At 58.2% G+C, this 26,547-nt stretch carries 17 protein-coding genes and 2 pseudogenes; 14 read left to right on the top strand and 5 right to left on the bottom strand.

Annotation, left to right across the window (positions count from 1 at the left end; genetic code table 11):
• Positions 1–100 precede the first annotated feature (100 nt).
• Entirely contained in the window at positions 101–1,102 is a 1,002-nt protein-coding gene (locus H8274_RS03000) for a lysylphosphatidylglycerol synthase transmembrane domain-containing protein (protein WP_244924512.1), read from the top strand.
• 75 nt (positions 1,103–1,177) lie between these two features.
• Here the strand turns inward: H8274_RS03000 and H8274_RS03005 are convergent, their stop codons facing one another.
• Positions 1,178–3,454, bottom strand: coding sequence for a DUF7657 domain-containing protein (locus H8274_RS03005; RefSeq protein ID WP_420807969.1), 2,277 nt, complete (start codon positions 3,452–3,454; stop codon positions 1,178–1,180).
• A 144-nt stretch (positions 3,455–3,598) separates the two neighbouring features.
• Between H8274_RS03005 and H8274_RS03010 the strand changes: the two genes are divergently transcribed.
• From H8274_RS03010 to H8274_RS09990, 3 genes and pseudogenes are all read left to right on the top strand, one after another.
• A protein-coding gene (locus tag H8274_RS03010; RefSeq protein WP_185933549.1) for an IS3 family transposase occupies positions 3,599–4,794 on the top strand; the annotation gives its coding sequence in 2 pieces (ribosomal slippage) (positions 3,599–3,881 and positions 3,881–4,794; 1,197 coding nt in all).
• Between the two features lie 1,206 nt (positions 4,795–6,000).
• Positions 6,001–6,375 (top strand): annotated as a pseudogene (locus H8274_RS09985) (family 78 glycoside hydrolase catalytic domain); the annotation flags it as partial.
• Between the two features lie 45 nt (positions 6,376–6,420).
• Positions 6,421–7,737, top strand: a complete 1,317-nt coding sequence (locus tag H8274_RS09990; RefSeq protein WP_420807980.1) for an alpha-L-rhamnosidase-related protein — start codon at positions 6,421–6,423, stop codon at positions 7,735–7,737.
• 470 nt (positions 7,738–8,207) lie between these two features.
• On the opposite strand, the gene rfbA is transcribed toward H8274_RS09990, so the two are convergent.
• Positions 8,208–9,098 carry a glucose-1-phosphate thymidylyltransferase RfbA gene (rfbA, locus tag H8274_RS03020; protein WP_049619923.1) on the bottom strand — a complete coding sequence of 297 codons (891 nt, stop codon included), beginning with the start codon at positions 9,096–9,098 and terminating at the stop codon, positions 8,208–8,210.
• A gap of 378 nt (positions 9,099–9,476) precedes the next feature.
• On the opposite strand from rfbA, the gene H8274_RS03025 reads away from it, so the two are divergent.
• From H8274_RS03025 to H8274_RS03040, 4 genes are all read left to right on the top strand, one after another.
• Positions 9,477–10,532, top strand: a complete 1,056-nt coding sequence (locus H8274_RS03025; RefSeq protein WP_244924513.1) for a bile acid:sodium symporter family protein — start codon at positions 9,477–9,479, stop codon at positions 10,530–10,532.
• Positions 10,533–10,853: 321 nt separating this feature from the next.
• On the top strand, positions 10,854–11,135 hold the full coding sequence (locus H8274_RS03030) for a WhiB family transcriptional regulator (protein ID WP_049619943.1): 282 nt from the start codon (positions 10,854–10,856) through the stop codon (positions 11,133–11,135).
• Entirely contained in the window at positions 11,135–14,608 is a 3,474-nt protein-coding gene (locus H8274_RS03035) for a glycosyltransferase (protein ID WP_185933803.1), read from the top strand. Before H8274_RS03030 ends, H8274_RS03035 begins: the two co-directional genes overlap by 1 nt.
• A complete protein-coding gene (locus H8274_RS03040) occupies positions 14,605–16,356 on the top strand; it encodes a DUF5719 family protein (protein WP_185933804.1) in 1,752 nt (583 codons plus the stop codon). Before H8274_RS03035 ends, H8274_RS03040 begins: the two co-directional genes overlap by 4 nt.
• A 109-nt stretch (positions 16,357–16,465) precedes the next feature.
• On the opposite strand, the gene H8274_RS03045 is transcribed toward H8274_RS03040, so the two are convergent.
• The 3 genes from H8274_RS03045 to H8274_RS03055 all read right to left on the bottom strand — a co-directional run bounded on the left by H8274_RS03045 (position 16,466) and on the right by H8274_RS03055 (position 19,599).
• The gene (locus H8274_RS03045) at positions 16,466–17,812 is read right to left on the bottom strand and encodes a ribokinase (protein ID WP_221884762.1); all 1,347 of its coding nucleotides are present in this window, start codon (positions 17,810–17,812) and stop codon (positions 16,466–16,468) included.
• 313 nt (positions 17,813–18,125) lie between these two features.
• The gene (uriH, locus tag H8274_RS03050) at positions 18,126–19,082 is read right to left on the bottom strand and encodes a uridine-preferring nucleoside hydrolase UriH (protein ID WP_049619929.1); all 957 of its coding nucleotides are present in this window, start codon (positions 19,080–19,082) and stop codon (positions 18,126–18,128) included.
• A gap of 82 nt (positions 19,083–19,164) precedes the next feature.
• Positions 19,165–19,599 carry a metallopeptidase family protein gene (locus tag H8274_RS03055; RefSeq protein ID WP_049619930.1) on the bottom strand — a complete coding sequence of 145 codons (435 nt, stop codon included), beginning with the start codon at positions 19,597–19,599 and terminating at the stop codon, positions 19,165–19,167.
• A gap of 204 nt (positions 19,600–19,803) precedes the next feature.
• On the opposite strand from H8274_RS03055, the gene H8274_RS09905 reads away from it, so the two are divergent.
• The 6 genes and pseudogenes from H8274_RS09905 to H8274_RS03080 all read left to right on the top strand — a co-directional run bounded on the left by H8274_RS09905 (position 19,804) and on the right by H8274_RS03080 (position 26,536).
• Complete coding sequence (locus H8274_RS09905) at positions 19,804–20,472, top strand: DUF3499 family protein (protein WP_185933805.1); 669 nt, start codon at positions 19,804–19,806, stop codon at positions 20,470–20,472.
• Between the two features lie 87 nt (positions 20,473–20,559).
• The gene (mtrA, locus tag H8274_RS03065; protein WP_049619945.1) at positions 20,560–21,276 is read left to right on the top strand and encodes an MtrAB system response regulator MtrA; all 717 of its coding nucleotides are present in this window, start codon (positions 20,560–20,562) and stop codon (positions 21,274–21,276) included.
• A 92-nt stretch (positions 21,277–21,368) separates the two neighbouring features.
• Positions 21,369–23,210 carry an MtrAB system histidine kinase MtrB gene (mtrB, locus tag H8274_RS03070; RefSeq protein WP_276330082.1) on the top strand — a complete coding sequence of 614 codons (1,842 nt, stop codon included), beginning with the start codon at positions 21,369–21,371 and terminating at the stop codon, positions 23,208–23,210.
• Positions 23,207–23,515 (top strand): annotated as a pseudogene (locus tag H8274_RS10080) (LpqB family beta-propeller domain-containing protein); the annotation flags it as partial. The gene mtrB and the pseudogene H8274_RS10080, both read left to right, overlap by 4 nt.
• A 216-nt stretch (positions 23,516–23,731) precedes the next feature.
• Positions 23,732–25,177 (top strand): LpqB family beta-propeller domain-containing protein, encoded by a 1,446-nt coding sequence (locus H8274_RS09995; RefSeq protein WP_476692236.1) that lies wholly within the window; start codon positions 23,732–23,734, stop codon positions 25,175–25,177.
• A gap of 198 nt (positions 25,178–25,375) precedes the next feature.
• Complete coding sequence (locus H8274_RS03080) at positions 25,376–26,536, top strand: hypothetical protein (RefSeq protein WP_185933808.1); 1,161 nt, start codon at positions 25,376–25,378, stop codon at positions 26,534–26,536.
• Positions 26,537–26,547 lie beyond the last annotated feature (11 nt).

Here is a 26,547-nt window from a genome sequence, read left to right on the forward strand (position 1 = left end):
GCAAGCGGCGCTAACCGTGCAAGTAGCTCTAGCTAAGCAAGTAACGCTAGCTGCACAAGCCACGAGGGACGTGCCTAAGCGCGGCAGAAAAGGAGTAAGCGTGGGTAATGCAATAAAAACCGCGGGCCGGAAAATAGTGGCATTCCTGCGCGGCCCAATCTTCCGGACGGGTTTTATGGTTTTGGCGGTGGTCGCGGCTATCTGGGCAGTGGTTGCCAATTGGGAAGAAGTGGTAGCGTCCGCCAGCCAACTCACGCCGATCACCCTTGTTTCGGCCTTCCTAATGGCGGTGCTCTACGTTCCCGCCACCATGCTTTCGTGGCGGGCGGTTATAAACGATATTGGGGAACCGGTGCCGCCGCGGGTGGCCCGCCGAATTTTCTTTTCCTCCCAGGTAGCAAAATACTTGCCCGGTGGGGTATGGAATTTCGTGGCCGCCGCGGAAATCGGGCGGGACTATAAAATCTCTGGCCGCCGTTCCTTCTTCGCACTCCTGATATCGATGGCAATATCAGTGGGAACCGGCCTAGTTTTCGCTCTTCTCGCGGTTATTTATGGGCCGGCAGAGATAATGCGCGAACATATATGGGTGCCTTATTTGCTCCCGATAGCACTGATTTGCCTCACCCCGTGGGTACTTAACCACCTGGTCAATATTGCTTTGCGGATCCTGGGCCGCGAACCTCTAGAACGCCCATTATCTGCCAGTGGTACTCTTCATGCAGCCGGTTGGGCTTGTGCTTCCTGGCTGATCATTGGCCTGCAACTGTGGCTTATGCTCATCGAATTAGGCATGGCCACCAGCATGGAAACTTATATTCTCCTGGTGGGCGGCTATGCCCTCGGGTGGATCGCTGGCTTCCTGGTCTTCTTTGTACCCGCCGGCATTGGCGTGCGGGAAGTTGCCCTTGCCGCAGTGCTTTCCACCGCGGTTGGCTACGGTGAAATTGTGGTGGTGGTGCTCCTTTCCCGCGTTTTTACTACCTGTGCAGACCTGCTTTTGGGGATCACCGCTTCGATGCTCATGCGTAAAGACAAGCACGCGCCGCTAACGCCCGGCCAAACCGGAACAGCCGATACCGGGCCGCAAAAGGCGCAGTAGATAAGCGGATAAAAGCGGCCGCCCCGGCAAGGTTTTTGCCGGGGCGGCCGCTTTCTCCGTTGGTGAGTCTACGAATTACTGCTCGCGCACAATCTTGTAAATGTATTGCTGATTCTTTCGCGCCCGCTCCTTTACGTTTGCCTCTTCGAGAAGGGTACGCGTTGGTGTGCCGGATTTAACCGTGGGCGTCGGGGTAGGCGCGGCGCCTTCTGCAGGAGCAATCGTCTGCGCCGTAGCTTCTGGTTCTTCTGGTTCGAAATACTCGGCCGGGGTGTTGTGTTCTGCCCAACGTTCAATTGTGAACGTCCCCGCGGGTTCCAGGCACTTAAACCCGCGTGTGCCCAAGTATCCGTCAGAAAGGTTGCGGGTGGAAACAATAGTCGTCAGATTTGGGAATCGTTGCGCTAATTCGCACGGACTGAGCAGTACTTGCACCACATCGTAATTCGGGTTGCTGAAGATCGGCGTCGAATAACGAGACCAATCAAAGAAGATATACCCGCCACCACGACTCCAGTACTTCTTATGGCTATTATCCGGATCTAGTTTTTGCCATTCGGAATCTACCGGACCGGAACGCAGAAGCCCCGAAAGTGTGGGCACTCCGTTTGCGATAAGTAGTGCATTTCCGGCCATCGAATCGGCTACCCACAATTCGTCATTAGCACGCGCTTCCTTTCCTGCTTCACGCAACATATTAGAGGCGTCTGTACCGCGGAAAGAGCCCAGTCCGAGCTGAATTGGTGGAGTTGCGGCAATACTGGAAATTCCAAGTGCCGCGGCGACCGCTGTAGTGATAGTCCGGCGTGGCCTATACACGAAAATGAAGGTTACCGCGGTGCCAATAAAGGCCCAGAAAATGACATCTTTATAGGAGAACCGGGGTAAATAACGAACCAAGAGTTCAGACCCGGAATGCATCAGTAGCAAGGCTACGGTGGCGGATGCCGCTAATGCCGTGCCTAGGTGGCGCTCTTGGATTTTGCTCAGTGAAAGCATAAGCCAGACGGAGATAAGCGCCCCGACGACTTCTACGGTTCGAGCCGCAGGTACGGAATTGAGGAGCGGAATCTTTACGCCAAATCCGCCCGTTCCTACGAAGGACCAACCGAACCAGATTAGACACCAAATGCCGAGCGCGATTTCAGGAAGTCGATCAGTAATTTTTTGCCGCTGATAAACCAGCACTAAGACGAATGGAATAATGATAAGCAGGAAATTCCATGATGTTGCTAGCTCACTAATGTTACCGGCATAGGAGCCGGGCATCGGGACCGGTTTGACGTGTGTCCGGTTCAAACCAAAGAGGAAGTTGGCAGAAAAAATCCAGCCCATATCAAGAGCTTCTCCGGTGGTGAGCCGCTGGCCGGGATATACAGCGCTGGAAAGCGCGGCCATGCCTCTGCGCCCTTCCCATAAAATGGCAACCACGAGCGCCATGGTGAGAATGGCAGTGCCGCCCAAATTCGCCAAGGAACGCCGGTTCCACCGGGCAAGTATTTTAACGCCGGAGGTCAGTAACAGACCTCCACCTAAAATAAGAGACCAGACGAGGTAGCGACTGGCAATACCAGCCAATAGAATCGCGGCTAAGACGCCTAAGCCCACGGCGGGTTTCCAACTACGCCGCTCCGCGTAGCGCGCCGCGAGAAGTAGGCACACGCAACCAAGCACAGTGAAGCCCATTTGGTCGGAAATCTGGTGAGTCCACCACCAATTCGCGGGTGAGAAAACAGCAAGAAAAGCCGCTGCCCAACCTAGGTTCCACCTCCCACCCATGAGAACTATCCAGTAGGGCAAAGCCAGCAACAAAACTAATGTAGAAAGCCACCAGTTTGCGGCGAAATGTTGTGCATCCGGAAGGAAACTAAAGACCTTTAGGAGAGTGGTATCCCAGAAAACGAGGTGCTGAACGGGCCCTATCGGAATCCTTTGCACGATCGAAGATTCTTCGGAAAGCGGGCCGGTGGTGGGCATGTCGCCGGTTTCCATCATGGAAAGTTCCATCGGCGTTCCGGCCATGAATTCATCTGAACGTAAGGATTGTGGTGGACCGATTGTTACCGAGTCCGGTCCGTTTCTAAATTGGTTGCCGAGCGAAGAAGTAGTTACCGCAAAAACCGACAAAAGTATATAAACCGCGATAACTACAACCGTCAAACGCCAGTGCCAGCGCGGGGCAGGAGGAATGGTCCACTCGGTGTTGCGCCAAGAAGAGGTGCTAGAAGGTGCTGGCTGCTTCGGCTTCTGAGACCGGCTCAGAAGTGATGGTGCTTGCAGCGCCGCAGATCGTCCCGAAGGTCCAGTTAACGTAACCACAGCAGTCCTCTCGCTCTCCTCATTCTTTAGCACCGAAAAAGTTTAGCAACTATTGACCAGGAAAAAGGGTCTGCATATGTGCAGGTGCTCATTTTCTGGCGCTGTGTCGGACCTGACCCCCTGTTGGTGGACATAGGCTAGCCCCGGCGTTCAGCCGGAGAAAGGTAGTCTTCTACCATGTCCCGTAAAACATATTCCGCGCAGTTCAAGAAAGACGCGGTAGCCGCGTACGAGTCCAGCGAGGCTTCAATGGCGCAGGTTGCTTCTGATCTGGGAATTAATCGTAATTCGCTGCAAAACTGGGTAAACCAGTTTGGCACCGGGGTGCGGGCCAGGCGGCGCAAAGAAGCAGAGGCGGCGCGGGTCTTATCTGAAGCAGAGAGAATCCGACAACTCGAAAAGGAAAACGCGCTTTTGAAAGAAGAACGCGATATTTTGCGCAAGGCGGCGCAGTATTTCGCGAAGGAGATGGGCTTGTGATCCGCTTCAAGTTCATCGAGGACCACCGTACTGAGTTCTCAGTCAAGCGGATGTGTACCGTACTGAAAGTAAGGCGTTCTTCCTATTACAAGTGGGCCGCAAATGCGGCCCGGCGCGAGCAACAGGTATACGCTGACGGGCTGCTAGGGGAGCGAATTCGGATCGCTTTCGAGGCGGAAGGTGGCTTGTATGGTGCTAAACGTATAGCCGCGTTGCTTACTGCGCAGACCCCGGACCAGCCGGTAAATCACAAACGCGTAGCACGGGTGATGAAAGCTCTCGGGTTGGCAGGTTTTACGAAAAAACGTCGTGTTCGCACTACTGTCAGTGATCCACATAAGCGGGTCTTTGATGATCTTCTCGAGCGTGATTTCACCGCGGCCAGGCCTAACGACAAGCTTGTCGGGGACATTACATATCTTCCCCTTGCCGGGCAAAAGAATATGTATCTGGCTACTGTGATTGACTGTTTCTCCCGGAAACTGGTCGGTTTTGCGATTGCAGATCACATGCGTGTTGAACTCGCCCGAGAGGCATTACTGATGGCCGCAGACCAGCGAGGATCCTTGCGTGGAACGATTTTCCATTCTGATCACGGCAGTGTATACACCTCCTCTGTATTTCAAGAAACATGCCGCCAGTTGGGAGTACAACAATCCATGGGAGCTGTAGGCAGTAGTGCCGATAACGCGCTGGCAGAGTCATTTAATGCAACGCTCAAACGAGAAGTTCTCAAAAATGCGAAGGTTTTCCCCAACATGCTCTCCTGCCGCCGGCAGGTCTTTGCGTGGTGTACTCGGTATAACACGAAACGATTGCACACCTGGTGCAATTACCAGGCCCCAGACACCTTCGAAAAACACGCGTCAGCTACACTTGACCTTGCAGCATAAACACCACCCCCATGTCCACTTTCCGGGGGTCGGGCCCGTCTGTGCATGGTTTTCGCCTGGGTAAATAATAGATGTTGTTTGACCCGCATTCTGTCCCTGAATATAGTGCTGAGACAATATTTCACTTACATGAATGCCGCTTTGTGCTTTCTGGAAACGATTTTTACCTATTTGTGCGACATGGGAGGTTTTGCGCATGTCTACTCGGTTTATTCGTTCGGTTTTGGTAGGAATGCTAACCATCGTGTTAATAAGTTCGGTGGTGGGATGTTCGGGAGCAGATACTGGGCAGGCGCCAAAGATAGTCAGCAAGTCAGATTTTTGGGAACCTGATTATAGCGGGGGGGGGTGAGGCGGAATACTGACGGCAAACCCGATGAACTACGGGTTAATCTGTTGCGCTACGCAAAAAATGCCCCTAAAGAAGAGATTGCTTTTAGCTGGACCAATCATGCAACACACCGGCAAGAAAGCGCTAATATCTCCATTTTTCAGCGCGTAACAGATGAGGATCCGCTGGTTACCTCTGGATGGATCGACGGCCCGCGCCATATTTCCGTTTTTTCGGAAACTATTAGCCAGGCCTTGCAGGATGGCGAACTTTATTACTGGACCGTGACCGTGAAATATGCTGATGGATCAGAAATGACTTCTGATCGAGTTCCCTTCGTCACTGCTATTGGTGAAGAATGGCAGGGAACGGATCTGGCCTGGCTACCCGGGGCAAAGGGAACACTGACCCGGGCAGAAGTAAACGCCGATGAGACCATAGAAAGAGCAATTCTTTCTGTAACCGGGTTTGATACCGAAGCGCAACTGCGGCATCTTTTCACGGCATATGTCAATGAAACCGAAATTGGGGTCGGGCCAACAAGGCGGCAAGGATCTAGCGTTTTCTACAACACCTGGGATGTAACCGCGGCACTTCGGAAAGGTACCAACGTGCTCGGTCTTTACAGTTATAGTGAAGCGCCGGAAGCGGGGATCCTAATGCAGCTTACTTATTTCTACAAAGATGGGTCACGTAAAGTCGTATATAACTCTTCTCGCGATCGCCAAGCCACACGGATGCATTCGCTAGATACTTCCGTGTATAGAAAACCGGATGCGAGTATTGGCACTTATTATTTCCATGAGTTGGCGCAGAATGTAGATCTTGACCGATACCCAAATCAGTGGCTTGAGCCAGGCGATGGAAATAAGGCCATGTGGCAAGAACCCACGTGGAAGCCGGTAGCTTACGAGTTGCGTCCCTCTATCGTCGAAAACACGCAGCGCCATAAGAAAGCCCCGGTAAATATTACAAAAAATGCGGAAGGAATCTTCACTGTCGATTTTGGGCAAGTGGTGCTCGGCGATATCGAATTGCGCGTACCGGAAAGAAAAGCAGCCACAGTTCGCGTTGATCTATCCGAAGAATTGTTTGAAACAAAGGCGCGGGTACCGATGCGAACAGGTAACGCATATTCTGAAGAATGGACCTTTACTGGCAAAGCCAACTGTTTTTCCGGGCAGTCATTGAAGGCCTTCCGGTATGCGACGATCACCTTCTATCCAGGGGAGCTGACTACTGAAAACGTTAGCGCCTTGGTGCACAAAAATCCGGAGGCTACCTCGATTGCGCAGATGTCCACCGAAAATGCACTCCTAAACGAGATTTTCGAGTTAGGATCGCGTACTTCGGAAGCAACTTCATTCGACGCCGTTGTGGATTCAGTTTCGCGTGAGCGGCGCCCCTATGAAGGTGATGAGTTGGTTGCGCAACGTATGCGCGAACTGATGAGTAATGATTATCTGACGGGGCGCAATACCTGGAACTATCTGATGGAAAATCCTACGCAATACACCGAATACAGGCTGATGACCATCCTGGGAGTAGCGCGAGATTACCGCCATACGGGCGACCTTCGGTATATAGAAAAAGTTTACCCGCGGTTACAAGAACTGAGTGAGACAGTAGAGTTTGATTCCGATATTGGGCTGGTGCGCGCAAGCGGAGAGACCATTGATCTCGTGGATTGGCCGCGCACGGAAACTCCCGATTTTGATTTTGACGAAACTAGGTACAAAACAGTTATTAACGCAGTGGCTGCTGCTAGCTTTTCCGAGCTTTCCATGCTTGCCGATAATCTGGGCAAATCGTACGACGCCGCCCACTATGCGCAACTTAGCGAAACTATCCGCAAGACCGGAGACGAAAAACTATTTGATCCTAAGACCGGGGGATATCGGGATGGCCTCGACATTAATGGTCAGCCACTTCCGAACTATTTGCGGCAAAACGACTACGTGGCTCTAGCGCTCAACTTTCCCAGTTCAGAGGAAATTGCGGCACGCATAGCGGAATCAGTTGCGGCAGATGCCGGCCAATCGATGGGAAGCATTTATATGGGCTACTTCTATTACACAGCATTGGTTGAGTCAGGGAAAACACGTGAGGCCTTAGAAGCGCTGTCGAACCCAGACGAAACAAATATGCGTTCCTACGCTCATGTGCTGAGAAACCTGGGAGCTACTTTGGCCCCGGAGGCATGGGATCCCAGTACAAAAGAAAACATGACTTTTTCGCATGCCTGGGGAACTGGTGGTTCGATTGGGCTCATGCGGGCCGTTGCCGATGTTAACTATGATCCCTTACAGTCAGTAACCCATGTTTTCCTTGGGGAGACTCCAGAAGGGAAATACTCGGTGCAGGTGCCAACACTGGGAGGTAGTGTTCTAGTCGAGACCGAACGGCGTGGCGAAAACGTTTCGGTTAACATCTCCAGCCCGTCGGACAGTGAGCTACGGCTTTCGCTACCAAGCACCGCCACCTCGATGGTGCTGGACGGAACAACGGTTCCGGAAAGCGGAACGGCCCCGGAAAGCGGAACATCGCTGGAAAGCAGGGGCGTAGAGACGGTGGGCGGTGATCACGAACTTACCTACACGCTTCCCCGCTAATTTGCCATCGCGATGAACCCAGTTAGAACTAAGCTGTAGCGCTGACACTCATTTCAAACTAAGTTGTAGCGCTGATGCTCATTTCAAACTGATTTATCGAAATGATTCCAGTTCGATCGGAGCTGGCTGATACTCATTTCAAAATGCACAATGCGGAGTAGCCATTGCTTCGCATAGAGCAGCTCCTACGCGATACGGCACTTAGTGATAGTGCGAACAGCTGGCGATAGTTCCGAAGTTCCAACAGCTGGAAAACCAGCACACTTGAAAACCAGAAACCAGTGGCCGGGAGGCGAGATGTTTCTTGCCTCCCGGCCACTGCTGTCTAGAGAGTATTTCCCAATATTTGCTTAGCGGATTCGCCTTCCCGCCGCCGCGCTTAGCTCTTTTAGTAAGCACCGCGCGGGAGAGAAGCGTTTCTTTTCGTGCGCGCGCCGCTGGGCTCCTTTCACGCGCGCTGCGCTGGGTTCTTAGTAAGCGCCGCGCGGGGTATTCGACCCGGTATCGAGGAGTTCGAGCAGGTAGGCCCCGTACCCAGACTTGGCGAGTGCTTCCCCGCGAGCCCGTAGTTCGTCGTCGGAAAGGAAGCCCTTGCGCCAGCCGATCTCTTCCGGGCAACCCACGGAAAGGCCCTGGCGGGCTTGAATCGTGCGCACGAAGTTCGTGGCGTCGGCTAGGGAATCGAAAGTACCGGTATCCAACCAGGCGGTACCGCGATCCAATACCTCTACGGAAAGCTTGCCCGCCTCCAGGTAAACACGGTTTACGTCCGTGATTTCGTATTCGCCGCGTGCCGAAGGCTGCAAAGTCTTCGCAATTTCCACCACGTTATTGTCGTAGAAATACAGGCCGGGTACCGCATAGTTCGACTTCGGATGCTCCGGCTTTTCTTCAATCGAAATCGCGCGGAAATTCTCATCGAACTCCACAACTCCGTAGGCACGCGGATCGGAAACATGGTAGGCGAAAATAGCGCCTCCATCCGGCTGCACATTTGATTGCAAAGCCCGGCCCATGGTGGGGCCATAGAAAATGTTATCGCCTAGTACCAGCCCAGCTGGCTGATCGCCAATGAAGTCTTCTGCAATCACGAAAGCCGTGGCTAGGCCATTGGGCACTTCCTGTACGCCGAAGTGCAAGTTCACGCCGAATTGGGAACCATCACCCAAAAGCCGGTGGAACTGCGGGGCATCTTCCGGGGTCGTGATGATCATAATGTCCTGAATTCCCGCCAGCATGAGCGTGGAAAGCGGATAGTAGATCATCGGCTTATCGTAAACCGGCACGAGTTGCTTTGACGTCCCCAGGGTAATGGGGTGTAACCGCGTACCCGAACCTCCAGCAAGAATAATTCCGCGCATAAAAAGCGTCCTTTCCTAAGTTGCCGTTTTCTATTGGTGGCGAGCCTATCCCACCAGTTTTCACTAAGTGGCGAGGAATCCCGCCACTTTAACTCGTAGGCGAGCCCGCTTTAACTCGTAGGCGAGCCCGCTCGCCCCGCAGGGCGAGGGAGCCCGCGCCTTTGCGAGCTCGGCTCGCCGTACTGTTTGCGGACCGGTTCTCGTAGCCCTACGTTTCAGTTCGCGTAGTCCTACGCTCCAGTTCGCACGCCTGTGGTACACGATACCTTCTATAGCGCCGCTTGGCCCGAACTTGGCGCGTGCGTAACGTGCGGCACATCCGGTTCAGCATGTGGGACACCGCGGGAAACCGCACGAAAAACCATGAGGATGACTGCTATGTCCAAGAAAATGAAGCTAAATGTGCGTAGTTCGGAAGATCGCTCCGCGCTTATCGCGGTCACCGTATTTCCGCTCATTATCCTCGCGGCCTTCTGTTGGGGTTTCTTCGCCCCGGCTTCCGCCGCACACTTTTCCCCGTATACGAACATTCTTCTTGGGGTAATTATGTTCGGTATGGGGCTCACCTTGAAGCTTGCTGACTTCAAGTTAGTATTCACGCGCCCCATCCCGGTATTTATTGGGGTTATTGCGCAGTACCTCATCATGCCGGCAACGGCCTGGGCGATTACCGCCATCCTGGATCTGCCTCCGGCCGTTGCCGCTGGCGTCATCCTGGTGGGATGCGCGCCGGGCGGGACGTCGTCGAACGTTATTTCCTACCTGTCGAAAGCTGATGTGGCGCTTTCCGTTACCATGACGTCCATTTCCACGCTGCTGGCTCCGATTATGACGCCGTTGCTGACCACCTGGCTGGTGGGGGACCGGATGCCGATCGACGGAGCGGGTATGGCCATTTCCATCGTAGAAATCGTGCTCATTCCGGTGGTTTCCGGTTTGGTGATCCGCTACCTGGCAGACCGCTACTGCGAACGTTTCTTCACTTCTTACGTACTTCCGGTGCTGCCGTGGATTTCCACCTTCGGAATCGCCGGCGTGGTCCTCGGGGTGGTTTCCGGTTCGGTAGACGTGATCCGTTCCGCCGGGCTTATCGTTTTTGCCGCAGTTATTTTGCACAATCTGTGCGGTTACGGTTTTGGTTACCTCTTCGCGCGCCTGTTCCGGGTACGCAAGCGGGCAGCGCGTACCACCTCGATTGAAGTGGGAATGCAGAACTCGGGCTTGGCTGCCGGACTGGCGAGGACTTTCTTCGGTCCGGAAGCTGCCCTGGCTGGCGCGATCTTCTCCATTTGGCACAATATTTCCGGGGCGCTGCTTGCCATGTACTACCGGTGGACGGAATCGCGCATCGATGATGACCCGGTGATTATTGACGGCCGCTACGTAGAAGTAAGTCAGCTGGCAGAAAAAGGTGAAGAACACTCCAAAAACTGAGCCCAAAGTCCCGTTTGTGGGACGACAGCGAAAAATGTCCACAAACCGTGAAATGGCTTTTTAGGTGGTTTTTGGGCGGTGGAACACCAGGTTTTTCTTAGCGTTTGATGTTGTATAAGGCTTTTACGCGTTTTTCGAACACCTAAAAATGCGCCAAAATCGCAAGGGTGCAATATACATCCCTGGCTTGACTTTAGGGGAATGACACGCGTGTAATTTAGCCAGACATCTGGGAAATGAGGAGGACCTGTGCGATCACGAAAAGACGAGCTGCGGCTCGCCGATAACACTGAGCTTACCCGGGAGGAAGCGCAGCGTTTGATGCTCGACATTTTCGACCTCGGGTACGAAAAGTCGGACGGCGAGTCCGCCCACTGGCAAGAATACGCGCTGTGTGCGCAAACTGATCCGGATCTCTTTTTCCCGGAAAAGGGTGGTTCCACCGCCCCGGCAACCTCCATTTGCCACCGTTGCCCGGTGCGGAGCGAATGCCTGGAATACGCGCTTGACCACGATATTCGGCATGGTATTTGGGGAGGCATGTCCGATAATGATCGGCGCCGGATCACGCGGGAGAGGCGGCGCCGCGCAGGCGGAGAGTAATGTCCGAATCCCACACCACGCGGGTAGTGGAGGATGTTGCAGCCTTTATTGTGACGCGGCCGGCCTCACCCACGCTTACCTCCACTCTTACCGCGGCCCTACTAGGCGAATGCGTGCCCGCCACCATAACCATTCTGGAAGCTACCGGCGCAGCGGAAACTGATATTTCCGCCGAAAACCGCGCCGGTATTAATAATGCGCTAGAACGCGTGAGCGGCGCACTGGGCGAAATACCGGCTGGCGTACAAATAACTACCCAACCGGTACTAGCCAAGAACCTGGGCCAAGCCATTAACCGTTACTGCGCCCAAACCGCATCCGCAGGTAGCGCAGGCGCGGCCGGCACACTCGCCGATAACGCCGCGTGGCTGTGGATTCTGCATGAAGATTCCGCCCCGGAACCTGGGGCTTTAGCCGCCCTATATCGCCGCGGTTCATCCTCGCGGGCAATTGCGGCCGTAGGCACTAAACAAATTGGGTGGGACGACCGCCGCGAACTGCTCGAAGTGGGGATTCGCGCCACGCGCTCGGCCCGCCGCGTACCCGAAATCGAACCGGGGGATAAAGACGGCGGCCAACTCGATGGTCGCTCAGACGTGCTCGCGGTTGGTACGGCCGGCATGTTGCTACGCGAAAGTGCCTGGCAAGAAGTGGGCGGCTTCGATCCAGAACTCGGCCCCTTCGGGGACGGCCTGGAAATCTCGCGGCGCTTGCGCGGCGCGGGCTGGAGAGTCGTCGTCGAACCGAAAGCGGCAGTGCGCCACGCGCGCCTGGCTTTCGGCACCTCGCACCGCAACTCCTACCGGGCGCGCCGGCTCGCACAAATCTATAACGCGGTATTGGCCGCGCCGGCCGGTTTAGCCCCCGTACTTTTCATGTGGTACGTACTCGCGGCCCTGCCGCGCTGCCTGTGGCGTTTACTCACCAAAGAACCACGCCTTGCCCACGGGGAACTAGTAGCGGGCCTGCAACTACTCGGAAAAATTCCGGCTTTGGTGCGCGGGCGGCAGCGCCACCGGAAGAGCCACACCATAGGCCGAGCCGGCATAAAAGACCTAGAAGCAACCGGGGCAGAAGTGCGGCGCGCCAAAAGGCAAACCCGGCGCGCCGAACGCGAAAGAATCGCACTGGCCGCCACTCCCGATCCCCTCGCTTTGCGTGATCAAGCCAAGTGGCGCCGGCGCACTCGCACCGCCCGCGGGGTGGCGATCTTTATTGGCCTGGCCCTCAGCTTAGGCTTCGCACTTCCCATGATCGGCGCGGGCACCGTAAGCGGGGGTGCTTTCCTGCCAGATTCGTGGACCGGATCAGAGATCATTCGCGGCGCCGCCCATTCGTGGCTGGCCGCAGGCGACGGCGGCCCGGGCCGAATCGACGCGCTCTGGTTACTTCTCGCTCCACTCGCTTTGCTCGGCGAACCGTGGGGCCTCAACTTTGGCACGGTTTTACTCGCCGTGCTTTACACGTCATTCTTCTGGGCCGCGCTCGCTGCGTTTTGGGCGGCCGGCACGCTCACCCGCTCGCCGCATATTCGCGCGCTAGCCGCCCTGGGCTGGGCGGCCGCACCTCCGCTTGTAGGGGCGGTGACCGCCGGTAGCGTAGCTGGAGCCGTGTTCCATATTGCTCTTCCGGTAGCGCTCGGCGCGCTTGCCGGGGTGGGGGCTGCCGCTTCCGCCCGCGCGCGCGAAACTCGCAGCGTCTCCCGCCGGCGCGGCCGTACCCAACCCACTGAAACCTCCACCGTGAGCACCGCCGCGGCCACCACCGCGACTAGCCCCACTACCACTGCAAACACTCCCGCGGCCACCACCGCGCACGAGCCGGCGCCTGTAACCTCAGCTTTCCCGCCGTCTGTGGCGGGGCTAGGCGTATGCGCGCTGGCTTTTGTATTCCTCGCCGCCGCAGCCCCGGTAATGCTCCTGGTCGCAACCGTGGTGGCACTGGCTTGCCTGTGGCGGTGGCGCCAGTTGCGAATGCTGTGGATAGCGGTGCCCGCCTGGGTGCTCATATTGCCTACCCTGAGCCCAAACTGGCGTTTGCTGTTCGCGGTTCCGGGGATGCCCGTGCCCAGCCAACCCACCTGGTTGGGGCTACTAACTTTCTCGCCCACCCTGGGCCGTTCGGCTACCGACATTGCGAAATTGTGGCGCGATAGCGGCCTGGCCGTCCCGGCGCGGATCACCGAGTTTTTGGGTGACGTGCCATTGGCAATCCCGGTACTTGCCGCCCTGCTCGTGTTGGTGGCCGCAGCGGCATGCCTGTTGCGCCGCCGGCATTGGCGGCGGATTCGTGCCGGCTGGGCGCTCGCGGCGGCTGGTTTATTGTGGGCGGCGGCCAGCACCCGGGTGGTTACAGGGCAGTATTTTGTAGGGTCGACGGCGTTTCCCGCCTACGGTTGGGCCGGTACCGGGCTGTCCTTTGCGCTGCTGGGCCTTTTTATTGTGCTCGTCTCCGGTGGGGATGGGCTGCGCACGGATATTTCGCGCCGTTCCTTTGGCCCGCACCAGTTGCTCGGGTTAGGCTCGGTGGGTTTGGTGGCCCTAGCCGGCCTACTTTCTGGCGGGTACGGAATTTCGATGGCAGTTGCCGGGGTAGGAGCTTTGCAACCGGTATCCGGGCCTGCCATCCCCGCGATTGCCGTGGCCGATCAGGCTTCCGGAGCGCGCGGACGCGTACTCGCCCTGCACGCGGATAGTAACGGGGTGCGGGCCGAAATATGGCGAAGCGCCGGGCTCAGTACGCATGAAGTTACGATGGCGCGCCAAGCTCAAGCTGCTACCTGTTTGGCCCAAAATCGGGCCTGCACGGATCCGGCCAGCGCAGATCTAGCTGCCGCGGTTGCAAACTTGTTGGAAGGCAATACGGGTGCGGCGAATAGTTTGGCCGCGCATGCCGTAAGTACCGTTTTGATTCCCACCGGCGAATCTGATGCCGTGGCCGGAGCTCTCAATGCGGCTCCCGGTTTGGAATACGTTACCGAAAACGAATCTGGGAAATTCTGGCGCGTAGTGGCAAGCGAAGGCGAGCCCGCCCGTTTACGGATAGACGGCCAGGCAATACCTTCCGGCCGGCACGGCGCGCACGTTGAAATCCCAACTGGCGGCCCCGCCGAACTCAGCCTGGCCGAAAGGGCCGACTCCGGCTGGCAAGCCAGCTTAGACGGGCACACTCTGCCCCCGGTAACCAGCGAAACTATCAGCACCGGTGCGGGCGCGAGCGCGAATTCCGGCACCGGCCCGGAAAATAGCGCGGCCACGGAAAACGGTGCCGGCGCGGAAGCGCGGGAAAATAGCGCGGCTGCGGGTAGCTGGCAGCAAAAGTGGGAGTTGCCGGCTCGCACCGAACCGATGATGCTCACGGTAGGATATCGGCCCGGCACTGATGTTTTGATTGGCCTTGCCCAAGCCCTGTGCGGGCTGGTGGCAATCGTGGTTGCCATTCCGATTCGGCGGCGAAAGGTGGTAGCGGCATGAGCGAAGAACAAAATCCCAAAACTCCCGCTCCCGGTGCTACCTCGCCCGGTGCTACCTCTCCCGGTGCTGTTACGCCCGGTGCCACTATGCCCGATGCCGCTACACCCGCTCCCGATGCTACCTCTCCAGGTGCTACCGCACCCGGCGTTACTGCGCCTAGTGATGCGAAACCCGGGGTGGCTATGCACGGCCGGCGGTTTACCAGCGCGGTGGTAGTACTCGGGTGTTTTGCCCTCTGTTCCGGCCTCGCACTATTCCCGCGTGAAAGTGCTGCCCCGCAGTTCCCGCTCGTGGTGGAAACCGAGACCATGCCCGCCGAGGTTAGTTGCGGGCCCGGGTTCACACGCACTTTCAGCGCTGGCATGGCGGTAGACGAAAACAGTGATGCCAAAGTAAGCACATCCGCCGTCGATATTACGGAGCTCCCTTCGGGCAGTATTAGCGTGCGGACGGGGAAACCGGCAGCCCCAGAAATCTTTACGGCCGCGGTTCCGGGCCCGGCAGTTTTGGCTGGCGCGCAACGCTATTTGGCAACGGATGGGGACGCGCGCGGTTTGGCGATTAATTCCTGCCAGTTAGCGGTATCGGAGGGGTGGATCGTGGCCTCGCATACGGGCGTTGACGTTTCTAACGTGCTGCTCGTAACGAATCCCGGGGTCAATCCGGTACGCGTCCAGATTTCTGGTTTGGGAGCGGCTGGCCCGCTTGAGCTTGGCAAGGCATCGTCCGTCGTCGTAAAAGGTGGCGCTACGCAGAAGCTACGTTTGGACGGTTTAGCGAGCGCCGATACCCGCATTGCCCTGCACTTGCGTTCCGATTCGGGTACCTTCGGGGCCACTTTACAAACTCACGAACTGGCGGGGGCGAAGAGCGCCATGGTCGATTTTGCGAACCCGGGGCCGGCCGCGAGCTCTTTGGTGATTCCCGGGGTCGTAGTGGGAGCGGACGCGGAGAAGGAGGCGCCCACCTTGCGGATTGCGAATCCGGGGGAGGAGACGCGGGTGCAGGTCACTTTGTACGGTCCGGAAGGAGCGCAACCGGTTACGAAAGAACCGCTCATGGTGTCTGCCACGTCGGTGCTTGATTTGACGTTGGGTGGTTTTGCGCCCGGCACCTACGCGGTGGGAGTGGAAACGGTTCCTGCGGAAGAAACTGTGGCGGGGCTAGAAGCCGAACTGCCGGCGATTGCCGCGGGGGTGCGTATGGGGTCGGATACCGATGGTACTTGGGCTGCCGCGCAACCTTTTGCCACCCACCAAGCACTTGCGTGGGGTGAGTTTGTGAGTGAACCGGAAAAGGCAGCGGCCGTGCAAACCGAAACCGAAGCGGGAGCCGGCGCCGAAACCGATAACGACGCCGCTACTGCGGCAACGGAAAACCAGGAAACCAGCGATACCGAGAAAAGTAATGACGACGCCGAAGATGCGGACTCTGCAAGTACGCTACCCGTGGTCGGCCGGCCGGTGGTGGCTGTGGCTGGGGCAGGCACGGTAACAATCCAACCTGTGGATGCGGACGGTAAAAAGCTTGATCCGGTGGTAGTGGATTTGGGGGAGGCCCCGGCCATTGGGGTGCGGGCGGTGGAGTTGCCACCTGCCGCCGTGGCCGCCACCATGGAAGCTACCGAGCCGGTTGCCGCGGCCGCGGTTAATGTGGAAGCTCTGGCCGGTGGTAAGGCGACGGCGTGGGTGCCCGCACTTTCTTCCAGCACCGAACGTGTTAGTAGCCGCATCCTCGCGGTGAACTAAAACTGCTTGGCCGGTAGCTAGGCCGGGCAGTTTGGCCAAGGCTAGGCAGGTGGTTAGCCCGGTAGCTAGAGCGGTAGCTAGGGCGGTAGCTAGCCCGGATGAATTGCTGCTACTGCAACAGTGTGTGCAGCTCCATGCCGGTGGCGTAGCTAGCTTGGGCACCTAGGCTAGTGGCGGCCACCGCGGATATGAAACTAGCGGCGAGGGCAGCCTGTTCTAAGGGCACACCGGCCGCGTGCAAAGCGAGCAGACTCCCAAAGTAGGAATCTCCACATCCGGTGGTGTCTACAGCGGCGGCTCGCATGGCCGGGACTACCGTCGCGGTGCCCGCAAACACTACCGAACCTTGGGAACCCAAAGTCACGATCACCCGGTGTAGGCCGCGTTCGGCCAGGGCCTTGCCCACGTGTTCGCGCGCCTGCGCGCTAGTGGCAATCTGGCCTAAACTCGCGGCCAGCGCGCCCGCCGGCGCGGAAGTTTGCCCGGCGGCGGCCGCCGCGCGGGTTTTCGTATCTGCCGCATTTGCGCCGGCTACTGTATCTGCCGTAGCCGCTGGATCTGCCGCACCTGCTGTAGCCGCCGTATTCGCGGTATCCGCCGCCTGTTCCCAGCCGAGCATACTTGCCAGTTCACCTTCATTGACCACGAGCACATCGGTGAGTTCCAAAAGTTCCGCGGGCACGGTTTCAAAAGGAGAGGGGTTGAGGAACACGGTAGTTCCCGCTTCCCGGGCGATTTTTGCGGCCGCAATCGTGCCTTCCATGGGGATTTCAAAACACAAACCCAAAACGGCGGCACCGGTTATGGCCGCCGCTTGCTCTTCCACAAAAGCTGCGGTTACTTCCGCGTTCGTGCCAGGGCTGATCACGATCGTATTTTCAGCCTGGCTATCAACCGTGATTACCGCACAGCCGGTAGGCGCATCAAGTTTTGCGCAAGCCGTCAAATCCACACCGGATGCGGTCAAAGAATCCCGCAGTAAATCGCCATTCGGGTCGCTCCCCAAAGCACCCACGAAAGCCACGGGTGCACCCAAACGCGAAGCTTGCACCGCCTGATTGGCAGACTTACCGCCGGGCAGAATTTGCAGGGGAGAACCATGCACGGTTTCACCCGGGCGCGGCAAACGATCCGTCTGAATTGTCAAATCTGCATTCGCAGAACCAACCACGCACACCTGGCCCCTTTGCCCGCCCGCCGGTTCGGTAGCCGCTACCTGCGACAGAGTGTCAGTATCTGCCGGGAGCAAAGCTTGCAGTGCTTCCCGGATAGCCGGAAGGGAATCCTCCGGTATTTGTACCGGTACCGAGGATGCTGGCACCGAAGGGGCCGGCGCCGAGGGGGATGGCGCCGAAGTAGCGCCGGTTGCCGAATTGGTTGCGAATTCTTGCGGAGCGCCAGGCATGTGGTCTTGCGGTGAACGTGGCGTGGAAGATGCGGAGGAAGATGCGGGCACGAGAAACCTCTTTGTTTTATACGTATATAGGTGTGTAGATCTAGAAGTGGGCATAGAAGCCGGTGCAAATGCCGGTGCTAATGTCGGTGCGAATGCTCGTGCCATTGCCGGTGCAAAAGCGGATATACACCATGCCCGGGCAAGAAAATCTGTACCCGGGCATGGCGATAGAGAAACGACGCTATAAAGCAACAAACAGCGGACGATGAACAAACCGTCTACATGTGAGGCTTTAGCGGGCGGCTGCGGGTGCGGGCACGAGCGCCGGCTTTAGACACCGGTTTGAGCCACCGGCCGCGAGCGCGCGCCGAGCTTAGTTGGCCGCGGTTTTCTGGCCCAGCCGATCGATTGCATCAATGGTCATATCCCAGAACTTGTCGAAGTCCAGGTCCATTGCTGCCTGGGTGGGGCAGTCTTCTGGAATGTGTCCGTAACGCAGTTCGGTTACCGTCATGCCAAGGGTATGCTCACCTTTGGTTTCCACATGAATCGGGGCCTTCACCGTGGTCACTACGCTCGGGTCAATCACGGCGGCTACGGCTACCGGATCATGCACGGGCGGGTAGTCGAAACCTTGGGAATCTTTGTAGGCCTGCCGGAAGAAATCGAAAAGCCCGAGCACAAACTCGGAGAGGGGCGTATCCAAAGCGCGGATCCGGGCGCAAACCTCATCGGTTGCCAGTGCCTTATGGGTTACGTCCAAGCCGATCATGGTTACCTTCCAACCGGCGTCGAACACTACCGCAGCTGCTTCCGGATCAACCTTGATGTTGAACTCCGCTACGGCCGACCAGTTCCCCACGTGCACGCCGCCGCCCATGAGCACGACTTCTTTCACGCGGTCGATAATGCGCGGTTCCTTGCGGAGCGCCATCGCAATATTGGTTAGCGGCCCGGTGGGTACCAGGGTTACGGTGCCCGGTTCGTTTTCCATAATCGTGTCAATAATGAGGTCGACGCCGTGGCGCGGGTCCAGTTCCGTGAGAGGTGCGGGAAGTTCGACGCCGTCTAGCCCGGATTCGCCGTGTACATCGGGGGCAATTTCAATATTGCGCAGGAGTGGGCCGGCACATCCGGCCGCAATCGGCACATCCGTGATTTGTGCCATGGCCATCACGCCTTGGGCGTTGCGCGTGGTGCGATGCAGTTCCGCGTTGCCGCCAATCGTGGTTACCGCGAGCAATTCAATTTCCGGATTTCCGGCCGCAAGCATGAGCGCAATCGCATCATCATGCCCGGGATCGCAGTCGAGGATAATTTTCTTTGCCATAAGATTCTCCTTTGAAATGGTGGCCGATAGTTCTTATTCTCCCATAAAGGTGCTTCGTTAGGGATCAGCGCAGCGCGGCTTTTTAGCGCAGGAGGAAGTCGATATCCTCGGGAAATTCGCCCAGGGCGCTGGCAAGTTGCTGCGTTACTACTTGATGAATGAAGAGGTGGCAGTCGGGGGCGCGGCGGGCGCTTTGCAAAATAGCGAGCCGATAGAAAATAAGCCGTCCGGTGATTTCCCCGCCTGGCTCAAAAGGTAGATAGCGGGCGAGGGGAATCCCATCTTCCCAAGGGGCCGGATCTTCGCTCGGCACGTCGAGGATCCCAAAATCCAGGCCGTCCATTTTTTCCCCGAGCACCATGCGGTAAGTGGCAAGTTCGTAGGCGATAACGTCGTCGAACTTTTCCGCCCGGGTACGCCAGGCCGGCAAAGTGAAAGGTAGGAAGGGGCCGCGGATCCCGCGCCCGTGCCGATCGCGCCGCCGGCCTTGGGAGCGGAGCGGAAAGATTTCTGACATGCCGCCCATCCTAGCTGTGCCGCGGCCGCGGCTTCGCGAACCGCCGTGCGAGCGGTTTGTGTGCTGGGCGGGCGGTTTGTTTTCTATGCGGGAGGTTTGTCTCTGAGTGGCGGGCGGTTGGTCTTTGGGTGGCAGGCGGTTTGTGTGCTGGGCGGGCGGTTTGTCTGCGGCCGAGCCGCGCCAGCCGTGGTACCGTTGCTTGGCGTGAGCCACGTACGGAAGTGCTCCCGAGTGGGATGCGAGAATGCAGCGGTTGCAACCATGACCTATGGGTATGCGGATGCGACCGCCGTTATTGGACCGCTCTCTCCAAAGCCGACTCCGGGCGGTCTTGACTTGTGCGCGCGGCACGCAGAAGCCGTAACGGTACCGCGCGGGTGGCAAATGATTCGTTTGCGCACCGAATTTGAACCGGCCCCGCCTTCCGAATCTGACCTTATGGCGCTGGCGGATGCCATCCGGGAAACTTCGCAGCGCGAAGCTCCCGCTCCCGAACAGGCCGATAGGCGCGCGCGCCGGGCCAGCGATGTGCCCAATTGGAAAACTGGTTACGGGAACGAACGCCGCCGCCCGAATCTGCGGGTGGTGCCCGACGCCGTTTCCGCTCCCGAATCTGCTTCCGCGCCGGTGGCTGGCTCCGCGCCGGTGGCTGCCAGCGCGCCAGAATCCGGTTCGGGGCTGCGCGTGGGCAGGGCGCCATATTCTGCTTCCACCGCCGGTTCCGGAAATAGTGCCACTAGTGCCCCGAGCGCACCAGAAAGTGCACGGGAGATTACTCTGGAACGTGCACTGGAAAGCGCGCCGAAAAATGCGGCGGAAAATGCTCCGGGAATTATGGAAGCCTGGAAAAAAGGCCGCAAGGGCCGCAAGTAGATACACCGCGTGGCCGCGCGCGGCTACGCGCGGTGCATTGCGGCGCGGTCCGGAGAAAAAGTGCGAATTTCATGAAAAGATATGTTTATGAGTACGCGCATTCTCGTGGTTGATGATGATCCGGGCATTTCGGAAATGGTGGCCATTTTGCTGGAATCGGAAGGCTATGCGGTAACAGTGTGTGCCGCAGGCAATAATGTGCTCCCGATTTTCCGTGCCGAACATCCCGACCTTGTGCTCTTGGATGTGATGTTGCCAGGGCTGAGCGGGGTGGAAGTAGCCAAGCAACTGCGGGAAGAATCCGATGTACCCATCATTATGATGAGCGCGCTTACTGATTCGGTGGATGTGATTGCCGGGCTGGAAGCTGGCGCCGACGATTACGTGACCAAGCCTTTCGAAAACGCGGTGCTTTTGGCACGTATTAAAGCGCGTCTGCGGCGCCAGGAACCCGAAGCCGATATTTTGCGCGTTGCGGACCTCACCATTGATCTGCGTGCTCACCAGGTGCTCCGCGATGGCGAAGATTTGCGGCTCACTCCGCTCGAATTTGATCTTTTGGCCTGCATGGCGCGCAAGCCCTACCAGGTGTTTTCACGCGAGGAACTGCTCGAACAGGTTTGGGGTTACCGGCATCAGAATGCTGATACACGCCTGGTCAACGTGCATATCCAACGTTTGCGTTCCAAGGTGGAAAAAGATCCGGACCATCCGCAGGTGGTGATTACTGTGCGCGGGGTGGGATACCGGGCCGGGTCTGTGCAGGATAGTAACCAAAACTCCGCGAGGGCAGAGGCCCGGTGATCCGCGTATTCACTGATTCTGGCGTGTACTCCGGATTTGGAAGCCGAGTACGCCGAATCCTACTGGAGCTTGCCGAACATTGGCGCGGAAGTATGATCGCCCGCGTGGTGGTCACAGTATTGCTCGTGGGAGGCTTGACGGCAGCTTTAACCGGTGCGGCCGTTGCCAACCAAACCCGAGACCGTTTATATAGCGGCGCGGTAAAATCTTCCACGGAACAATTCGAATCCACACGCGCGCAGGCCCAATCTACTTTTGATGCGCAATCGGCGCCCACCTCGGGGCAACTCCAGCAAATCGCCACCGCTTTGGTCCGCTCCCAGTACGACGCGCAAATCGGCGTCGTCGGCGCGGCACTTTTACGTACCCCGGGGCAAACTACCGGTACTTACGAAGTGGCGGAAGTTGCCACTCAGGCACCCGCAATCGGCGAACTAATCAGCAAAGAAATGCGCACTTCCGTACCGAAAGGCGATGGTGTGTACTACCAGCCGGTGGCGATTCCAAAACCGGGGGAAAAGGGGGAAAGCTCGCCGGGAATCGTGGTTGGGGCTCCCGTACGCCTGCCCAATGCTGGTAACTACGAGTTTTATATTCTCTACTCTTTGCAAAACCAGGAAGATACGGCCCGCATGGTCACGCGGATTCTCACTACCGCGACCGTGGTAATGCTACTTATTGTGCTGATCTCCTGCGTGGTAGTGGTGCGTTTCGTATTGCGCCCGGTGCGAGAAGCTTCGCAAAACGCGCGGCGCGTGGCGGCCGGCGTCTTTGACGTGCGAATGCCGGAAGAAGGGGAAGACGAAATCGCGCAACTGGGCCGTTCTTTCAACCAGATGGCGGAATCTATCGACGACCAGTTCACCCGTTTGGAACGGCTTTCGCGCGTGCAACAAAACTTTGTTTCCGCAGTTTCCCACGAACTACGTACGCCCGTCACCACGATCCGCATGGCCGGCCAGCTTATTTACGATAAACGCCACGAACTGCCAGATAGCTTGCGGCGCACCGCCGAACTCCAACACGACCAGCTTATTAACCTCGATACGATGCTTTCGGATCTGTTGGAGATATCCCGGTACGACGCCGGTGGCATGAAACTGAGCGCAACCCGGGCAAACCTTACGGAAATTGCTCGCAAGGTGGTGGAATCGCAAGTCCCGCTCGCCATTGACAATGGGGTGCGGGTGCAGATTGTGGAAGAAGGTGATCCGCACGCGAAGGTGGATGCGCGGCGCATTGAACGTATTATTCGCAACCTGGTGGTCAACGCGATTGAACACGCGGAAGGCGGCCCGGTGCGGGTACGCGTGGCCGGTGGGCCCACGGCGGTAGCCGTAGAAGTTTCGGATCGTGGCATTGGGCTTTCAAAAGAACAAGCCAGCCACGTTTTTGACCGTTTCTGGCGGGCCGATACTTCCCGGGTCCGCAAATCGGGCGGCACGGGCCTGGGCCTAACTATCGCCCGGGAAGATGCGCTTTTACATAATGGCCGCCTGCAAGCAATTGGGGAACCGGGCGTGGGGTCCACTTTCTTGCTCACCGTGCCCCGCGAACAGCACGCCAGTTGGGCGCCCGTGTTAGAACTGCAGGTCGCGGCTGCTGAGCCCTGGCCGGCCCCCGCGGGCGAGATTTATGGGGCCCCGCTACCGGAGCCGGCCCCGGCACCGGAGGTCCCGGCTGCGGCACCGCAAGCTCCGGCCTCGGCACCGCAGGCCCCGGCACCGGTGCTTCTCTTGGAAGCCCTGCCGCCTGAAGGGATGGCACCGGAAGGACTAGCACCGGAAGGAGTGGCACCGGAACAGGCCGCGCCGGGAGGAGTGGCACCGGAACAGGCCGCGCCGGGAGGAGTGGCACCCGAACAGGCCGCGCCGGAAGCTGGCCGGCAGGATGCGGTACGCGGTCCGGCTCCGGATCGGAGGGAGGAAGAATGAAACGCCTGCTTGGCGTACTCGTGGTAAGCGCTTTGGCTTTGACCGGATGTGGTACCTTGCCGCGCAGTGGCAGCGTAGAAGTGGTTAGCCCTTCGCCTACGCAGGATAGTTCCGTCTCCCTGGGGGCAGCCCCGCCGGTAACCGATGCCTCCCCGGAAGAAATAGTGCAAGGCTTTATCCTCGCGGCTGGTGCGGGAACGGATGGCGAATACGCGGTAGCCCGGCAGTTCTTGACCGATGATGCAGCTTCGCACTGGAATCCGCGTAGCCAAGTGCGGGTCTACCCGGATAACCAGAACGTAGACCCCACCGAAGTTAAAGGTACTAGCGCGCAGCCTGGTGCTGCGCAACCCGGTGCCGCGCAGCCTGGTACCGCACAATCTGGTACCGCGCAGTCGGGCGCCGCCCAGCCGAGCACTGGAAATGCGGATGCTGCCCAGTCCGAAGCTGCGTCAGCTGATAACCCAGGCGTAAAAACCGGCGGTGAGGTAGCAGGCGTGAAACCCGGCGGTGAGGCAGGTGTGAAAACCAGCAATAACGCGGGGGATACCCCTGGTGATAAAGGGGACAAAAGCAGCGCGCCCGCAGAAAACTCCGGGGAGGTGAGTACCGCTACGGTGAAATTGTCTCTCACCTCGGTGGGAACCTTAACGGAAAATGGCCAATACCAGGAATCTTCCGTAGACGCGGTGATCAATAGCGAGTTCGGTCTGGAGCGCAACGCGGACGGGCAGTGGCGGATTTCCCGGCTCGACGACGGCACGATTATGTCTGAGCATTTCTTTTCGCAAAGTTTTGTGGCCACGCCGCTGTATTTCCTCGACCGTACCTCTCACTATGCGATCGCAGATTTGCGCTGGTATCCGCGTGCTACTTTCACCACTTCAGCACTGCAGGGCCTGTTTGCCGGTCCCACAGGATGGCTGAAAGATGCTGCCCATTCGGCGATCCCGCGCGGCACCCAACTCAATGGTGCACCTACCGTAAAAGACACCACGATGACGGTGGATCTAACCGCGGAAATCCTTACCGAATCGATCTCCAACCAGGCCTTAGCCGTCGCCCAAATCCAAGAAACGCTTACCGCAGCGGATTCGGAAATCCAGGCGGTGAAGGTAACTGCCATGGGTATGGAACTCGATGTGGGAACGATTCCCCGCCCGGAAGTTTTTCCCTTTGGCAGCTATCCGATAACCACTCTCCAGAAGGGCAAACCTCGCTATGTGGAAAAGGATCGCACGATTTCCGCGCTTTCCCCCGAGCTGGAACAGATGGTCGATTTTGAGAGAATCGCCGTCTCCTACGAAGATTCCAAACCTATCTATGCGGGGCTTTCGCGCGGCGGGCAAACGATCGACATCGTAGACAGTAAAACCCGCGGCGTGGTTTCCGTGTTTACCGGTAATCGGCTCGTAGCCCCTTCTATTGACCATTACAACTGGGTGTGGTCCAGCGAACAGACCAATGGGGGCAACCTGGAAGTTGCCACCGCTGACGGCCGCTGGGTGTCCCTCCCAAGCGCCTGGCTAAAAGGCGCCACCATCCGTGACTTGCGGGTATCCCGAGAGGGTTCGCGCCTCGCCGTCCTTGCCGAAAGCGCCGGCACCATGATGCTCTACATTGCGGCAATCACGCGCGACGATTCGCATACTCCAAAGGCCCTTGGAGAACCGATCCAAGTGGGGCAAAGACTATCCGATGCCAATTCGATCGCGTGGATCTCTTCCACCGAACTTGCGGTGCTCGGCCGCGCCTCCGCCGGTGCCGATACCTCCATCTACCAGGTGCTGATCGGCGGTCCAATGACTCGCCTCGCCACCGTGTACGACGGCGCCGCCCGGCTCACCGCCGGGCGGTCAGGCCAGTCCGTCACACTCATAACCGAAGGGGGAATCGCGGTTTCCCGCAATGCGGGAGCCTGGCGCACCATCGCCACAGGCGTAGAAGACATCGCCTACCCCGGATAAGCGGGTGGCTCCGGCTGGCCTGAGAAATGCATAAGCCGCATAGGCGGTACGAAATGCAGTACCGGCAGGCCCCGGCTACCTGGAAAACCAGCCCTTGCCGGCCGGGAAAATATGTATCTGCCGGCCTGTGGAAACGGCTCTGCGGTGGGTTGTGGATGCGAGCTTGGCGGGCAACCTGTGCCCTGGCACAGTAGCCGCATGGCAATTTTCGAAGATATCGCAGACCTCTTCTTTCCCCGCTGGTGTGCCGGCTGCGGGGCAGAAGACGAAACCCTGTGCCGAGCCTGCCAAGAAAGTTTCATGAGCGGCCCAATTCGAGCTACCGAACGCGCTCCCTACCTCATGCGCGTGGAAGCCAATGGTGATATCGCGGAAAGATTTCCGGTTTTTGCCGCGGCAGAATATACGGGCCGGGCCCGCCGCGCCATCATCCGCTGGAAAAACACGAATGACTCCCGCCTGCACGCTGCCATGGCCGCGGTTTTCGCCGGGATATGCCAGCGCCACCTGCCCAAATTCCTGGCCGAAATGAAACTTGCACCGCGCCCGGGGAGCGGCCGGGCAGATACGCCGCTCGGAAACGTCGCAGAACCGGTAGGGCAGTTTACAACCGGCCCGGCAGCCCCGGCTTTGGCAGACCTGGCTTTGGCAGACCTGGCTTTGGCAGACCCAGCTTTGGCCGCCCCGACCCCGGCAAGCGCAAACCCGGCCGGGCCGATATTGTTTGTGCCCGCACCTTCCCGGTGGCGCCGTACCTTCGAAGGCAGATTCGTTGCCGGCCTACTGGCCGAAGCCGCCACCCAGAGCGCCAAAACTCTGGCCGTTTCCGCCGCAAGTTGCCAAGTGCTAGCCCAATCCCAGCTACTGGCTCGTACCCGGCGGAAAACCCAGACCGTCCCGCACGCGCAAACTCAGCTACCTTCCCAAACTCAGGTATCTGCCCAAAGCCGTATCTTGCCCGGGCCCGTTACTGCCTTGCAGCGGGGCCCGGCATTGAAATGGGGCCGGCTGGCCGAAGCAATCCCGGCCTTATTTGCTGCCAGTTCGGCGCGCGGCCCGCAATCCGTGGGCCGGCGCGGTGCCAAAGCCCGAAATATTTATGTGCGGGAAAACCACCTGGCCCGGCTCAGCCTCAAGCTCGCAGGTAAGCAAGATACCCCGAAGAAAAGCGGCCGGTACGGCGTCGTACTGATAGATGACGTGGTAACTACCGGAGCAACTTTAGCCGGGTGTGCGGACGCACTGGAAACCTACCGCAACACTCCGCACCTAAAACTGGAGGTAGTGGGGGCTATCACGTTAGCGGTAGCTCCGGATCCGCGCCGGCAGAAATACTTCCACAGGCAGCAGCCTAAGTAGCACACTTAGTA

The organism is Actinobaculum suis (assembly GCF_900618115.1).
GTDB lineage: Bacteria > Actinomycetota > Actinomycetes > Actinomycetales > Actinomycetaceae > Actinobaculum > Actinobaculum suis.

Excerpts from the sequence above, each read along its gene's own strand:
- H8274_RS03040 (WP_185933804.1), top strand. The coding sequence starts at position 14,605 with ATGAGCGAAGAACAAAATCCCAAAACTCCCGCTCCCGGTGCTACCTCG.
- mtrA (WP_049619945.1), top strand. The coding sequence starts at position 20,560 with ATGAGTACGCGCATTCTCGTGGTTGATGATGATCCGGGCATTTCGGAA.
- H8274_RS03055 (WP_049619930.1), bottom strand. The coding sequence starts at position 19,599 with ATGTCAGAAATCTTTCCGCTCCGCTCCCAAGGCCGGCGGCGCGATCGG.
- H8274_RS03035 (WP_185933803.1), top strand. The coding sequence starts at position 11,135 with ATGTCCGAATCCCACACCACGCGGGTAGTGGAGGATGTTGCAGCCTTT.
- uriH (WP_049619929.1), bottom strand. The coding sequence starts at position 19,082 with ATGGCAAAGAAAATTATCCTCGACTGCGATCCCGGGCATGATGATGCG.
- rfbA (WP_049619923.1), bottom strand. The coding sequence starts at position 9,098 with ATGCGCGGAATTATTCTTGCTGGAGGTTCGGGTACGCGGTTACACCCC.
- H8274_RS03025 (WP_244924513.1), top strand. The coding sequence starts at position 9,477 with ATGTCCAAGAAAATGAAGCTAAATGTGCGTAGTTCGGAAGATCGCTCC.
- H8274_RS03030 (WP_049619943.1), top strand. The coding sequence starts at position 10,854 with ATGCTCGACATTTTCGACCTCGGGTACGAAAAGTCGGACGGCGAGTCC.
- H8274_RS09990 (WP_420807980.1), top strand. The coding sequence starts at position 6,421 with ATGTCCACCGAAAATGCACTCCTAAACGAGATTTTCGAGTTAGGATCG.
- H8274_RS03080 (WP_185933808.1), top strand. The coding sequence starts at position 25,376 with ATGGCAATTTTCGAAGATATCGCAGACCTCTTCTTTCCCCGCTGGTGT.
- mtrB (WP_276330082.1), top strand. The coding sequence starts at position 21,369 with ATGATCGCCCGCGTGGTGGTCACAGTATTGCTCGTGGGAGGCTTGACG.